13 protein-coding genes and 2 pseudogenes are annotated in these 12,987 nt (G+C 44.7%); 10 read left to right on the top strand and 5 right to left on the bottom strand.

The window, feature by feature from the left end; genetic code table 11:
- The first annotated feature begins 23 nt into the window (after positions 1-23).
- The 4 genes from ACFQZT_RS26500 to ACFQZT_RS26515 are packed head-to-tail and all read left to right on the top strand — an operon-like array spanning position 24 to position 3,644.
- The gene (locus tag ACFQZT_RS26500) at positions 24-749 is read left to right on the top strand and encodes an ABC transporter ATP-binding protein (protein ID WP_379304881.1); all 726 of its coding nucleotides are present in this window, start codon (positions 24-26) and stop codon (positions 747-749) included.
- Positions 736-1,488 carry an ABC transporter permease gene (locus tag ACFQZT_RS26505; protein ID WP_379304883.1) on the top strand — a complete coding sequence of 251 codons (753 nt, stop codon included), beginning with the start codon at positions 736-738 and terminating at the stop codon, positions 1,486-1,488. The genes ACFQZT_RS26500 and ACFQZT_RS26505 overlap by 14 nt, the downstream gene beginning before the upstream one ends.
- Positions 1,489-1,500: 12 nt before the next feature.
- Positions 1,501-2,928 (top strand): sensor histidine kinase, encoded by a 1,428-nt coding sequence (locus tag ACFQZT_RS26510; protein ID WP_379304885.1) that lies wholly within the window; start codon positions 1,501-1,503, stop codon positions 2,926-2,928.
- A gap of 20 nt (positions 2,929-2,948) precedes the next feature.
- Positions 2,949-3,644 carry a response regulator transcription factor gene (locus tag ACFQZT_RS26515; protein ID WP_379304887.1) on the top strand — a complete coding sequence of 232 codons (696 nt, stop codon included), beginning with the start codon at positions 2,949-2,951 and terminating at the stop codon, positions 3,642-3,644.
- A 371-nt stretch (positions 3,645-4,015) separates the two neighbouring features.
- Here ACFQZT_RS26515 and ACFQZT_RS26520 read toward each other — a convergent pair whose 3' ends face one another.
- Positions 4,016-4,966 carry a substrate-binding domain-containing protein gene (locus tag ACFQZT_RS26520; RefSeq protein ID WP_379304889.1) on the bottom strand — a complete coding sequence of 317 codons (951 nt, stop codon included), beginning with the start codon at positions 4,964-4,966 and terminating at the stop codon, positions 4,016-4,018.
- A gap of 379 nt (positions 4,967-5,345) precedes the next feature.
- Here ACFQZT_RS26520 and modA point away from each other — a divergent pair, with 379 nt between their 5' ends.
- The 5 genes and pseudogenes from modA to ACFQZT_RS26545 all read left to right on the top strand — a co-directional run bounded on the left by modA (position 5,346) and on the right by ACFQZT_RS26545 (position 9,018).
- Positions 5,346-6,197, top strand: a complete 852-nt coding sequence (gene modA, locus ACFQZT_RS26525; RefSeq protein ID WP_379304891.1) for a molybdate ABC transporter substrate-binding protein — start codon at positions 5,346-5,348, stop codon at positions 6,195-6,197.
- A gap of 2 nt (positions 6,198-6,199) precedes the next feature.
- On the top strand, positions 6,200-6,865 hold the full coding sequence (gene modB / locus ACFQZT_RS26530) for a molybdate ABC transporter permease subunit (protein ID WP_379304893.1): 666 nt from the start codon (positions 6,200-6,202) through the stop codon (positions 6,863-6,865).
- 236 nt (positions 6,866-7,101) lie between these two features.
- Positions 7,102-7,290, top strand: a pseudogene (locus ACFQZT_RS26535) (transposase); the annotation flags it as partial.
- Positions 7,291-7,485: 195 nt separating this feature from the next.
- Positions 7,486-8,577 (top strand): YheC/YheD family endospore coat-associated protein, encoded by a 1,092-nt coding sequence (locus ACFQZT_RS26540; RefSeq protein ID WP_379304897.1) that lies wholly within the window; start codon positions 7,486-7,488, stop codon positions 8,575-8,577.
- A gap of 189 nt (positions 8,578-8,766) precedes the next feature.
- A complete protein-coding gene (locus ACFQZT_RS26545) occupies positions 8,767-9,018 on the top strand; it encodes an SDR family NAD(P)-dependent oxidoreductase (RefSeq protein ID WP_379304899.1) in 252 nt (83 codons plus the stop codon).
- A 29-nt stretch (positions 9,019-9,047) separates the two neighbouring features.
- Here ACFQZT_RS26545 and ACFQZT_RS26550 read toward each other — a convergent pair whose 3' ends face one another.
- Positions 9,048-9,590 carry a DinB family protein gene (locus ACFQZT_RS26550; protein WP_379304901.1) on the bottom strand — a complete coding sequence of 181 codons (543 nt, stop codon included), beginning with the start codon at positions 9,588-9,590 and terminating at the stop codon, positions 9,048-9,050.
- A 194-nt stretch (positions 9,591-9,784) separates the two neighbouring features.
- Here ACFQZT_RS26550 and ACFQZT_RS26555 point away from each other — a divergent pair.
- Positions 9,785-9,955: pseudogene (locus tag ACFQZT_RS26555) on the top strand (SAM-dependent methyltransferase); the annotation flags it as partial.
- Positions 9,956-10,116: 161 nt separating this feature from the next.
- Here the strand turns inward: ACFQZT_RS26555 and ACFQZT_RS26560 are convergent.
- The 3 genes from ACFQZT_RS26560 to ACFQZT_RS26570 all read right to left on the bottom strand — a co-directional run bounded on the left by ACFQZT_RS26560 (position 10,117) and on the right by ACFQZT_RS26570 (position 12,302).
- Positions 10,117-10,212, bottom strand: a complete 96-nt coding sequence (locus ACFQZT_RS26560) for a YjcZ family sporulation protein (protein ID WP_379304903.1) — start codon at positions 10,210-10,212, stop codon at positions 10,117-10,119.
- Positions 10,213-10,302: 90 nt separating this feature from the next.
- Positions 10,303-10,857, bottom strand: coding sequence for a hypothetical protein (locus ACFQZT_RS26565; protein ID WP_379304905.1), 555 nt, complete (start codon positions 10,855-10,857; stop codon positions 10,303-10,305).
- Between the two features lie 92 nt (positions 10,858-10,949).
- Positions 10,950-12,302, bottom strand: a complete 1,353-nt coding sequence (locus tag ACFQZT_RS26570; RefSeq protein WP_379304907.1) for a catalase — start codon at positions 12,300-12,302, stop codon at positions 10,950-10,952.
- Positions 12,303-12,987: the final 685 nt, after the last annotated feature.

Here is a 12,987-nt window from a genome sequence, read left to right on the forward strand (position 1 = left end):
TTTATATGAGGAGTTGAAAGAAAGTGACCGTTAAGGCGATTGAAATTAGCGGATTGACCAAGTCGTTTAAGAACGGTCGGGGCATTAGCGAATTGAACCTGGAAGTCGATCAAGGGGATGTTTTCGGATTCCTTGGCCCGAACGGGGCGGGGAAGACAACCGCCATGAAAATGATTACTGGGCTAATGAAGCCCGACCGCGGCGATGTGAAGATTTTTGGCGTCAGCGTGATCGAGGATTATGTGAATGCGATGAAGTATGTCGGCTGCCTGATTGAAACCGCGGAGTCGTATCCTTATTTAACAGCGAATGAAAATTTAAAGCTGTTCGCAAGATTTTATCCGGATGTGGATCAGCGGCGTATTGATGAATGTCTAGAAATTACAGGAATGCTGAAATACAAGAATGAAAAGTCGCAAAAGTTCTCCCTGGGGATGAAACAACGGATGGGGATTGCCGCGGCTATTCTTTCCAAGCCGAAGCTGCTCATTCTGGACGAGCCTCTGAACGGGCTGGACGTGGAAGGCATGCTGGAGATGCGGAAGCTCATTAAGCAGCTATCTCAGGAAGGGACCACTTTCTTCATCTCCAGTCACTTGATTCATGATGTGGAGTTAACCTGCACGAGAATCGGGATCGTCTATGGTGGCCGATTGGTCAACGTAGAATACACCGAGAATATTCTTTCTTATTATTCGTCCTTGGAAAATTATTTTGTAAGCGAGGTGGACCGAAATGGCCGGGTTTAAAGCCGCATTCCTCAATGAAGCGGTGAAGCTGATGAAAAAGAAGAAGCTGCTCTCTGCCGTTATTTTGTCCACACTTGCCGTGATGATTGGACAGCTTGCCGTCACAACAATCAAGCATGGATTGGGACTACGTGTCGTTGGCAGCGTTGAATTTCCGATTGTCGTGCTGCAATTTTTCTCTTATACCATTCTGCCGCTGTTTGCGACTTTCGTAGCGATCGATATGTTCAACGGGGAAACCTCTTCGAATACGATGAAAATCACCCTGCTAAGACCTGTGTCGAGAATCGGCGTATTTAGCGCGAAGGTGCTGAACTTGGCTTTATTTATTGCCGGTATTCTGATGTTTGTGATGATCATCTCGATGCTAGCGGGCTTCATCTTTAATCCGTTTACCGCAAGCTTTGTTGGCGTGTTCAAGGTCCTCGCGTCGTATGCATTAACTTTTTTCCCCGTATTCGTCTTTGCGCTGATTGTTGTTCTATTGGCGAATGTGATTCAAGGCGGGCTAGCTGTCTTCTTCCTATCGATCTTAGTATTTATTGCCTTTAATTTCTTGGGCATCGTATTCTCGGCTTACTCCAGCTTCTTTGTAACCTCGATGTTCGACTGGTACTTCCTCTGGATTTCAGAATCAGTGAATATCTTCAAAATTTTTCGCCAAGTCTTGATTCTGGCAGGTTGTGGTATGATGTTATTTACAACGGGTTTTTATTTGTTCGACAGGAAGGATATTTAGAGAGGTATTAACATGGACTTCACCAAACGGTTTTTTACGATGAACGTACTGGCGATGCTGGTATCCATTGGCCTCACGCTGCTAGCGGTCGTGATTTTTATTGCGACCTATACGAAGGTATTCGGCCATGAAGTGCAGGCGAAGGGATTACAACGCGCCTTCGAGGTCCGGACGGCGATTAGCGAGCTTCAGCGGCAAGCACAGATGGTCGGGTTTGACCAACTGCTCGATCAACAATACCAAAGCGAGCTGACGAGGCGAGTGAACGTTCTGGGGGCCAGTGCCGTCCTATTAAAGAATCGGGAAGTCTTATATGCGACAAAAAGTTTCAGTAAAATCGATATTGAGAAAAGCTTGATTCTATCGGCGGGAGAGACACCGCTTGATACAATTGAGCTGGATGGCGACAATTATCAGTTTGCTCGCGTGGATTATAAGCTGCAATTCGGCGATATGGGCATTTTGCTGCTCCTGGCTCCGATTCAGGTGAACACGGACTTCTACTGGCTGCTTGGCGGCTTTACACTGGGCTTCTTCACGCTCGTCTTTCTCGTGATGAACTTATGGGTATCTTACCGGTTCTCACGGGGCATCATTACGCCGATTTCTCGGCTGAAAGCTGCAGCGAATGCTATTAGTGAAGGCGATTTGAGCCGTGGCATTGCCGAGGAGGGTGAAGGTGAAGTTCGTGAACTGTGCAGAACGCTAGAGCTTATGCGGATCAAGCTCAAGGAATCCGTCTATTTGCAGGAAAAATACGACGACAACCGAAAGTTCCTGGTGTCCAGCATTTCACATGATCTGAAAACACCTGTGACATCCATTAAAGGATATATTGAAGGCATCATCGACGGCGTTGCCAAAACGCCGGAAAAGCTGGAGGAGTACCTGGAAACCGCAAGGTCCAAAGCGATTCTGGTGAACGCGATGATCGACGATCTCCTGCTGTACTCGAAGCTCGATCTGAACCAACTGCCGTATCATTTTGAGAAGAGTGATGTGCTGGCTTATTTCGAGGATTGCGTAGCGGATTATAAATATGAATTCGAGAAGGCGGACATCGCCATCGAGCTAATCAATGAATTGAAGGAATCGGTACAGGTCTTGATCGATCGGGAGCGGTTGAAACGAGTTGTTCAGAACATCCTGGATAATGCGATGACTTATGTAGAGAAGGGCCGAGGGCAGATTACGATTATGCTGCGCGAGACGCGGACCTCGGTCATTATAGAGATAAGAGATAATGGAAAAGGGATACCGGAAACGAAGCTGCCTCACATTTTTGAACGATTTTATCAGGCGGACCCGTCCCGAAAGAGCGGCAGCGGACTTGGCCTGGCCATCGCCAAGCAAATTGTTGAAGGGCATGAAGGAAAGATTTGGGCTACCAGCCAAGTGGGCGAAGGGACTCGGATCATGATTTCGCTCAAGAAGTTTTAGCGCGTTGGGAGAGTTAGAAGATGAAGAAGATTTTAATCGTGGAAGACGACCAAAGCATCGCCAATCTGCAGCGGGACTATCTCGTGCTGAGCGGCTATGCCGTGAAAATCGTAAACAGTGGAACGGCAGCTCTCCAAGTGCTCAAGGAAGAGGAGTTCGAGCTGATCCTCCTGGATATTATGCTGCCGGACATCGACGGCTTCGAGGTGCTGAGAAACGTTCGAGAGCGGGACGATATTCCGGTGCTGCTCGTGTCCGCAAGGGCGGAGGAGATTTATAAAATTAACGGACTGGGACTCGGCGCGGACGATTACATCACAAAGCCGTTCAGTTCGGGTGAATTGGTGGCTCGAGTTAGCGCACATCTGAAAAAGTTCGAACGGATGAAAGAGCGGTTCGGAAAAGGCAATGATGGCACCAAGCTGCAAGTACGGGGCTTGGAAGTGCATAAGGATGCTCGTCGCGTGTTCGTGAACGGCAATGAAGTGATGCTTGCTCAAAAGGAGTTCGACCTGCTGCTGTTCCTGCTGCAGAACGCCAACCGGGTATTCGGCAAAGAGGAGCTGTTCGAACGCATATGGGGCTTGGATAGCTTAGGCGATGCGGCTACAGTGACGGTTCACATCGCCCGCATCCGGGAGAAAATTGAGGAGACGCCGTCTAAGCCACAGTATATCGGCACGGTATGGGGCTCCGGATATAGATTTATCGTATAATATAATAAAATATATCGCGCTACGATTGAAGTCAATGATTACCTGGTGTTTGATAATAACGGTTTTAATGAGCAAAAAGGAAATATATTACTTATCAGGAATGATACGATGGAACCTCTTCAATATTGAAGAGGATTTTTTATATTCTACGATACAGTAATTCGAAGGTAAATTATCCTAAATATATTTATTGGGTTAGAGGGGAGGATTTGAATGATGAATTAATGCCGAAGAACGGCTTGAGGAAGTGTTGCCGCCAATGAATTCCTGGGACTTGCCGGTCATCCTTGGCGGACTAATGAGCGTTCATGATTAGAGTGAGACCCTAGGATCAGATTGAGTAAAAGATATCGTTGAAATTGACGTGAGGCTCAGGTTTCAAACAAAATTTCCCCTGTTCGGGATAAGTCGTACCCTGGAATCGCCAGTAGTTCCTTCTTGAAGGGATCAGACTGCAGGATTCGCAAAAGGGTAGGGATCCAAGCCTGGTTCGTTGGAGTTTTAAGCATCACCAAATCATAACGTTCCTGGATTAGAGGGATGAAATCAATTTGCCCGACGATTGAGGCTGCTTTTTCTATACCAACGCCAACGTCGGCTTCGCCGGACGCAACTTTCGTTGCCACTCCGAGATGATTGGTTTGCTCTTTGTCATATCCGACAAGTTGTCCGGGTTTGATTCTGTGAAGACGAAGCTGTTCGTCAAGCAATACTCTGGCTCCGGATCCTTTCTCCCGGTTTACAAATCGCAGTCCTGGACGGCTTAAATCGGACCATTGTTTAAGCTCGAATGGATTTCCTTGTTTGACATACAATCCTGCATTTCTGGAAAGCAAGTTGACGACTACATAAGAAGATCCAACGAGTAACTTTCGAATATAGGGGAGGTTGTATTCTCCGGTATCTCCATCTAAGAGGTGGGTGCTAACGATGTCAGACTCACCTTTGTACATGGAAATTAAGCTGTCAAGACTGCCGACAAACGATCGTAAAGGCCGAAGGCCGGGAATTCCCTTTTCCATATGCTTGGCCAAAATATCTAAGCCAATGTCATGCCCGGTTATCACGATGGGGCGATTCGGACTTGAGAAGGTCGATGGTTGGGATTGTATGGACGAATGGGCCTCTACAGGATGGTCCGGTAATACGACCATTCTTGACCGTTGTTTGTACGCCTCCAGGTCAGTGGCATCCACTCTCATTTGTTTACCGACCCGATAGGAAGGCAACTCCCCTTTTTTGATCAGATCGTAGACGGTGAGCTTTGATATTTTCAATAGTTTGGCGATTTCCTCTGTTGTATAAGACATGTCGTTGGACATATCGTGATCCTCCCGGTCAGCTGCATTAGTTGCTTGGTTTTAAAACTAATTATAACACAATTGAACGAAATATAGTTACACATAGCGATGTCACCCACTTGGAATCGAATTATTCTGGCGGTAACCTCATAAGCGAATGGGCACGTGGTTCGATCACTGTTGGTCTTAAGTAAACCTTATACCAAATGATGGTGGAAAAATTATGCCCCAAGCCAGTTTGACAAGAGAAGGGGTCGTAAATTTGTTCGCTCGATTGTTGAAAATCGTTGGGGACAATTAAGATTAGATATAAATAGTTCGTTGTAGTTTACAAGAGATTCCACGAAAAGTATAATAGTTTTGTTTAAATATAATTAAATATATCTTTGGAGGGGGATTTATGCTTAAAAATGTAAAGAGTAGTGCGGTTCTGTTAATTGTTTTGTCCTTGATGTTAGCAATAGCAGGCTGCGGTACGGCACCAAATTCAACAACAACCAGTAACGCCAGTTCACAAACTCCAAGTACGAGTACACCAAGCCCAAAAACGGCTGAAAGTGTCGAATTGACGGTATCTGCTGCAGCGAGCATGACGGATGCTCTTAAGGAAATTCAAAAGGCTTATGAAACAAAAAATCCAAATATCAAATTGAATTTTAACTTCGGCGCATCCGGTGCATTGCAGCAGCAGATTGAGCAGGGAGCCCCTGCTGACTTGTTCCTTTCTGCGGCTACCAAGAACATGAAAGCGCTCGTTGATAAACAACTCATCAATGCAAATCAACAAAAAAATGTGTTGAGTAATGAATTGGTGGCTGTCGTTTCTGCTGATGGAAAAGCATCGATAGCAAGCGTTGCGGATTTGTCCAAGTCCGATGTGAAGAACATTGCGATCGGCATTCCTGAAAGTGTGCCGGCGGGAGGATATGCCAAAGAAGCGCTCACAAACTCGAAACTCTGGGATTCTTTACAGTCCAAGATGGTTCAAGGGAAAGATGTAAGACAAGTTCTTCAATATGTAGAAACAGGAAATGCAGATGTTGGGTTCGTCTATAAAACAGACGCATTAACCTCACAAAAAGTAAAAGTCGCATTCGCTGTAGATGCCAAAACATATGCGCCCGTTGTATACCCAATCGGAGTTGTGAAGGCAACGAAGCATAGCAAAGAGGCCGAAGGTTTTTACAACTATTTGCAGTCCAAAGAAGCACTTGATGTTTTTGTGAAATATGGATTTTCCGTCCTGAATTAATTATGGTCGTTATGAATTGGCATGAATTTTGGACTCCGATCAGACTTTCGTTGCAAGTATCCATTCTGTCCAGCTTAATAGTTGTCATAATTGGTGTGGCTATTGCCTGGTGGATGTCTCGAAAAAAGTTTAAAGGCAAAACGATTCTTGAAACAGCTTTTATGCTTCCGCTAGTTCTTCCTCCAACCGTGGTTGGATTTATACTTTTAGTCATACTGGGCCGAAAAAGCTGGTTTGGGAAATGGATTGAATGGCTTTTTGCCGCACCGATTATATTCACCTGGTGGGCTGCCGTGATCGCTTCGATCGTGGTGGCCTTCCCACTTGTATATCAAACGATGAAGGTCGGATTTTCCTCCGTAGATCGGGATATGGAAGGGGCAGCGAGCTCGACGGGAGCCAATGAATGGCAGGTCTTCAAGTACATAACGCTTCCATTGACTTTTCGTTCACTAGTTACTGCTTTTATTCTCGGATTTGCTCGTGGCCTTGGCGAATTCGGAGCGACGTTAATGATAGCAGGGAATATACCTGGAAAAACCCAGACCATTCCTACAGCTATTTTCGTTGCGGTTGATGCGGGCAATACGACGATGGCGTGGGCCTGGACAGGTTCGATGATTGTTATTTCATTCATCATGTTGCTTTTTACTAGGCAAAGGGATTAGTTTATGATTAAAGTCGCGAATGCAGCGACTTTTTTTGTTGTTGTCGATCATCTACTCGTCTGAGCCCAATTAGATATTTACAGGTTGAACCGTGACAAGACTTCAACTCGTTTTAGACGCAGCAGGAATGATCGTAACGAATCTGTCTCCAGCGTCCGAAAATGACAAGAGTTAAAAGAGCATATGTTTGTGTCGCGTAAGCACAGGCAGTTTAGTCGAATAGAGGGGGGCAATTTGTGTTGAAGCTCATTCGGCGGAACTTAAGCGATGTAGAAAAGAAGAAAGTACAAAGTCGACTCCAAGCAGCGTATAAGCAAAATGGAGACGGCTTTTATGTGCATGCACCGAAACAACGAGGGAACGTAAAAGAGGAACTGGGCTACATCGGTCGATACATGAGAAGACGGGCTATTGCCATCCACCGACATAGCGACAGCCAGTTACCTGATCGGCTTATCGAAATTTCAAATGGTTAAATGAAGGGCAGTTTAGCGTAGAAAACAAAAGAGGCTCCTGCCCAGACGTAAATATCAGGCATTTTTTTATCGACAAGCATCCCTTTTTCTCTTTCGCACATACGTTATTAATGCTAACTGAGATATGGGAGTATGTTACGATTAATGAAACCTCTTATTGGTATTCTGGCACACAGAATAAATAAAACGTTTATGAATGGCAGTTTTTTGCGCGACTTAGTCCGTGAAGGCGAAAAACTAGATAGCCAGGTTGTTGTGTTCTCTCATTTAGATCTAAAAGAAAAAGACAAAAAAATTCACGGATTTATGCCTTCCACTTCGAATCGCTGGAAGATGAACATCTATCCTTACCCAGATGTCGTGATTGATTTTTGCCGGTATCTTAAAAAACCTTTTCGGGATATGCGCCGCCGGAAAGATTTGTTCACTTATGCCAATCATAAGTTCACCTACAAATGGAAAGCTACAAAGTTATTTAGTAAATCGGAGAAGGTGAAGCAATGGATACCGGAAACCTTGCTTTATACTCCTCAAAACTTACGGGACATGATCCGCAAGCATCCTATCCTCTACATTAAACCAGGCAACGGTACTGGTGGCCACAGTGTAGTTAAACTCTCACGAAAATCCGGTACATTTCACATCAAGGGCCGAAAAAAATCGGCACGATTGACGCATATTGTTCTGCCCTCGGAAGATTCGGCAGTCCGCTGGCTAAATTCATGGGTGAGTACGCAGCGGATCCGCACCGGAAACTTCATGATCCAGCAAGGGTTGAATCTGGAACTGATCACCGGACGCGTACTGGATGCCCGACTGATCATCCAAAAAAACGAAAGGGGTAAGTGGGTAGTGACCGGGAAAGGCATGCGGGTCAGTGCTAAAAACAGCCCCACCACCAATCTGGTTCATGGAGACGGAAAGGCATTGCGTTTTGAACCGTTCATGATCCGACGGTTCGGCCCGGAGAAAGCCAAGCAAATCAGCCGGGAATGCGATCATATGGCCATGAAATTGATGGAAGTGATTGAGGAGCGGTATGGCTCAATGGTGGAGTTCGGTTTGGATGTTGGTATCGATGTGAAAGGGAATGTCTGGTTAATTGAGGCGAACCCGAAGCCGAGCCATTCCATCTTTTTGGGCACGAAGGAAATGGGCCTTTACCGCAAATCCATACAGCGTCCCATTCAGTATGCGAAGTATCTAGTGAGAAAAAAAATTAAAAATGGATTGTAGAGCCTATTCTATGCTTCTGATGAGGAAGAGGGTTTACTTTGTAGTACTCTTATAAAACATTAGACGCCTATTGCCGAACAGCTGCATAATAATCATAATTTTGTGTCGCAAGTAAGCCACTTTCATGCCGTTCCGGTGTAGAAGTACCACAGATTCGTCACTTCCGGCGGAGGGCTGTACCCGAAAGAATTGTACGTCTATCTCCGCACAGCAGCTGGCGCTGGCATCGGTTTGGAGGCGACCCGCGCCTTGGCTAAAACCTGTGCTCAGGTGATAGTCCATACGTGCAATCCTGAAAAGGCCCGAGAAGTGTTAGTCGAGATTTCGAATGCGGAAGTGGAGTCCCTCGACATGATGAATGCCGAATCCATCGACGCCTTCGTACACCGCGCGGCTACGAGTTGCAATTTGCCTTCAATCATCTCGGGCACTTTCACTTGACAATTCGGCTATGGCCGGCTCTGCAGCACTCATTTTGTCAACCTGTCCAACGACACAAATGTTCCCTCATTGTCGTTGAACGACACAAATCCGCCTACATTATAGCGAACCCAATTTAATCGGAGAGCCCGAGTAACCGATGATCGTCGGGATAAATATGTAGAGATTTGTCCCCGATGATGGATTTCATGTTCTGGAATTGCCATAAGAATTCTCCACACACTAACTTCATGGCCATGAAGGGTTATAACCTTTTTTGTCAACACAGTATTGCCAACTTTTAATAGACCCTCTGTTAGTCTAATCTGACATGCCTCTAAATAATTTGAAATATCTTCAAGAGAAGCCCCCTTACCACTATCATGTCCTGTGTATGTCCACGTTTCATATTCAAATATACCAAGAAACATCAATCGAGATGATGCGATATGTCGCAATAAATCACCTGTAGAAAATTTATCTTCAGAAGGTTTCCAATCTAAGAGTTCATTAGGTATTGCTTTCATATATTGCATCCTTCGTTTATGAATCCCATCTAAATATTTTACATATTCCTTTATATCATGAATCATATTGTCGCTCTCCAATTTTTTCGAAGTAATTAGTTTTCGGGCTGGAAAAAACGCGTACCAGTCATCAAGGGAGAAGTATGCCCTTTTTCTGATAACTAACGCTGAGAACAGTGTGGGAGTCATTCCAAAAAGGTGAAGCCAAGACACTGTAATGTGACTTGGCTTTTTATCATTTGAAAGGTGGTATTCATTAAATGAATGAGTTAGATTATCAAGATTTTTATGATAAGGTTGGAAAAATAAACGGTTGGGATTTTAGCCACTTGCAGGTAACGTCTGAAGGGGTTCAGTGGGATTTTTATGAAGAAGTAATAAAAAGGTGTAAAAGTTCGGATGTTCTTCTAGACATCGGAACGCCAAAGGGAATTTGCACAAATTCCAAAAGGTTCATGATAGTGGCTACAAAGTAGATTATATTCCATTATGAGGCAGCTATACTTGCGCTGATTGTTGTAAGTCCGATCAAATGAAAGCGGCCCCGAGGCGGAAATACGCTCGGGGCCTTCTCTTTACTGGAGTGTTGAAATTACCATACGAAAGCAGTAGTAATAATAACCAAAAGAATAAAGAGTACTAATATGGCGGCGGCGCTTGTTCCATATCCATATCCATAACCTGACATACTCAATCACTCCTTGCTTTTAAAGAATTAACTTACGCAATATTCTATGTCAGTAATAAATTCTTGTTTGGACGAGGGAAGATATATCACTTAGAAATAGGCAACATCGGGATCAGCAGTTTGAGATTGTTTTTGGAATAGGAATCCTGTGGTGTAAGGTGACGATTGTCCTTTTAGTCGAAAAGCTTTTTCAACTTCAACTGCAGCATGGCGTGCATCTTCTACGGTTCGCTTACCAGTAATGATGTCGTTCATCAAGTTCAAAGCCATAAAATTCGCCGCTTCTTGATCGCATTTAGCCGTAGCTTCACCAGCCGTTCGGTCTGGATATAAACTACCATCAAACCTTGCTAAGTCATCAAAGAATTGAACCGGGACTTTATAATCAATGGTTTGTGCTAAATAATCAAGATGGGGGGTTGGAGTGTTATGAGGTACTGTATGAAGATGAACAACTGTCCGTTTCCAAGGACCATTATTAAACCATGTAATTTTTGTCCAGCTTGCGTCATTAGGTAAACCATATTTGTTGATTAACAAGTAAACTGTTTTTTTGGGTTCCCCAGTCCACCGCTCCAAAATGTTATTTAATGCCGGAGGAATAAGGGAATGTTGATCATGATACCCGCTGAACCCGCTATACATTTTGAAAAGTCCCTCCCTCTAACAGATGTAATTATATATGTAAGTAATCTGTCTCTAGTTCAAAGAAATTCTTATCTGATTGGCCTTATCCCTTATGAAGTTTGGATCTTTCGAGCGACTCGTTCTCCAAGCTCGGAGGACGCCTGGTACAGGTAGCTAAGCACGATGTTTTGCGTATCGAGGGATATGCCGGTAAGATCGACGACCAGGTTATCTATCAAATGTTCTTGCTGCAATGGGGCAAGAGCAAGATAATACTGACCGGCTTGCGCGAAGTCGTCTTGCTTGGGCAAGTCGGAACGCACAAGGCGTCCTTCCACGAATCTCCCATTGCCGCTGGTCACAAGGGAATCAGGCGTCCAGTTCTGCTGATGATTAATCGGAATCTTTCGGAAATCCGGACCAAGCCGCCGGCGCTGCGAATCCCAGTAAGGATTTGCACGCCCCTGCAGTATCTTATCGTCAGATAACTCTGCGCCTTCCAGCAGGTTGGAAGGGGAGAAAGCCAACTTTTCCACTTGCTCCATATAATTATTTGGATTGCTATTTAATACCAATTTCCCGACTGGCAGTAAGGGATATTGCCGCTCATCCCATACCTTTGTACTATCCAACGGATCATAAGGGAGAAAAGACTCGTCTTGGGGGTTCATCAGCTGCACGTAAAGCCCATATTCAAACATTTTGCCCGCGTTCAGTGCATCGAATAGGTCCTTGCCGGCATAATCCGGATTCTCGCAAGCGAGCCGGGCTGATTCTTGTCGGTCAATATACTGCATGCCCGCAAGAGGCATCCAATGATATTTCACGTAAGAGCGCACACCTTGCGCGTTTTTCCAGACGTAAGTGTTTACGCTGTGACCCGGGATGTGGCGAAGACTCTTCACAGTACCCGCGTCGGAGTAGAGCCGGACGAGAAAATTTGTGCATTCCGGTGCTCTGGCGACGAAGCTCCAAATTCTTTCCGGATCGATGAGGTTGTTGACGGGAGACGGCGAGAAGGCATTGATAAACTCGGGAAAGCGGATGGCGTCTCTGACGGCGAACACGGGGATATGGTTACAGACAAGATCGAACACCCCATGATCCGTATAAAACTTGGTAGCGAATCCGCGTACGTTACGGGAAGTATCCGGCGTGCCTTTGTTGCTGACGGCTAAGGAGAATCTTACTGCGACTGGGACCTGCTGACCCGGATTTTGCAAGAAACAAAGCTGCGTGTAAGTCGTCATGGCATGTACGGTCTGAAAGTAGCCGAAAGCACCATATCCTTTGGCATGAACGGGCCTTTCTAACAATTTCGAATGGATGAAAGTCTCCAGCTTTTCATGCAGCACGTTGTCCTGTTCCAATACAGGACCTCGTTCGCCCACAGTCTGCGAATGAAAAGCAGCCGGAGTATCTCCGGACCTTTGGTTAGGGCGAGTTCCATTATCCTCATTCATCTTTCAACCTCCCTTACTGGCATGTAAAATGTTTGGATTTATCAAAAAGTATCAAGATCTATTATGCGAATTGGACTATGCGACGTCCAACGAGTTGACCGTGCATGGATAGTTGATAAATCGAATTATTGCAACTCCGTTTTAGAATGGTATTGGAACAATGCTTTTAAATACAATGCATATATATTAATTTTTAGAACTAAGGAGGACTTTAGATGAGCTCGCAAATCCTTTTACAGCATCAAGATTATTATCAAATGATACATTAGGCCTTCCTATATTCTTATTACTTCGTGAAATGAAAGTATGGGGAATCAAACAGGGGAGCAGACCGCCGCGGCAGCTGTTCACTGTTCATTGAAATAACTTGCAGATAAACGAAATAATATTAGTAGTAAATTCGAAAAAGTGAGGCAAATCGAACAGTTGATCTTATTTTCATATTGCTTTAATGAATCAAGCCTATAATAAAACTGACCCCCTTTAAAATATAAATAATTATGACCCACAGCCCGTTGCTGTGGGTCACTTTTTGCTCATTGAATGGGTAGAATAACAGAAATGGTGTTTAAAGTTATTTCGTGTATAAAATACCCAAAAATGAAACTTTATAAGAATTTTATTGTCTATACTGAGAGGCTTGAGGTATAATCTACGATCGAAAGAGTATGGGAGTGAAAATAGC

This window comes from Paenibacillus sp. GCM10027628 (assembly GCF_042676385.1).
In the GTDB taxonomy this organism is placed as follows: Bacteria; Bacillota; Bacilli; order Paenibacillales; family NBRC-103111; genus Paenibacillus_E.

Bases quoted from the DNA above. Each gene is read 5' to 3' on its own strand.
- ACFQZT_RS26505 (WP_379304883.1), top strand. From the start codon at position 736: ATGGCCGGGTTTAAAGCCGCATTCCTCAATGAAGCGGTGAAGCTGATG.
- ACFQZT_RS26565 (WP_379304905.1), bottom strand. From the start codon at position 10,857: ATGTATAGCGGGTTCAGCGGGTATCATGATCAACATTCCCTTATTCCT.
- ACFQZT_RS26515 (WP_379304887.1), top strand. From the start codon at position 2,949: ATGAAGAAGATTTTAATCGTGGAAGACGACCAAAGCATCGCCAATCTG.
- ACFQZT_RS26520 (WP_379304889.1), bottom strand. From the start codon at position 4,966: ATGTCCAACGACATGTCTTATACAACAGAGGAAATCGCCAAACTATTG.
- modB (WP_379304893.1), top strand. From the start codon at position 6,200: ATGGTCGTTATGAATTGGCATGAATTTTGGACTCCGATCAGACTTTCG.
- ACFQZT_RS26510 (WP_379304885.1), top strand. From the start codon at position 1,501: ATGGACTTCACCAAACGGTTTTTTACGATGAACGTACTGGCGATGCTG.
- ACFQZT_RS26540 (WP_379304897.1), top strand. From the start codon at position 7,486: ATGAAACCTCTTATTGGTATTCTGGCACACAGAATAAATAAAACGTTT.
- ACFQZT_RS26570 (WP_379304907.1), bottom strand. From the start codon at position 12,302: ATGAATGAGGATAATGGAACTCGCCCTAACCAAAGGTCCGGAGATACT.
- ACFQZT_RS26550 (WP_379304901.1), bottom strand. From the start codon at position 9,590: ATGATTCATGATATAAAGGAATATGTAAAATATTTAGATGGGATTCAT.
- ACFQZT_RS26560 (WP_379304903.1), bottom strand. From the start codon at position 10,212: ATGTCAGGTTATGGATATGGATATGGAACAAGCGCCGCCGCCATATTA.
- modA (WP_379304891.1), top strand. From the start codon at position 5,346: ATGCTTAAAAATGTAAAGAGTAGTGCGGTTCTGTTAATTGTTTTGTCC.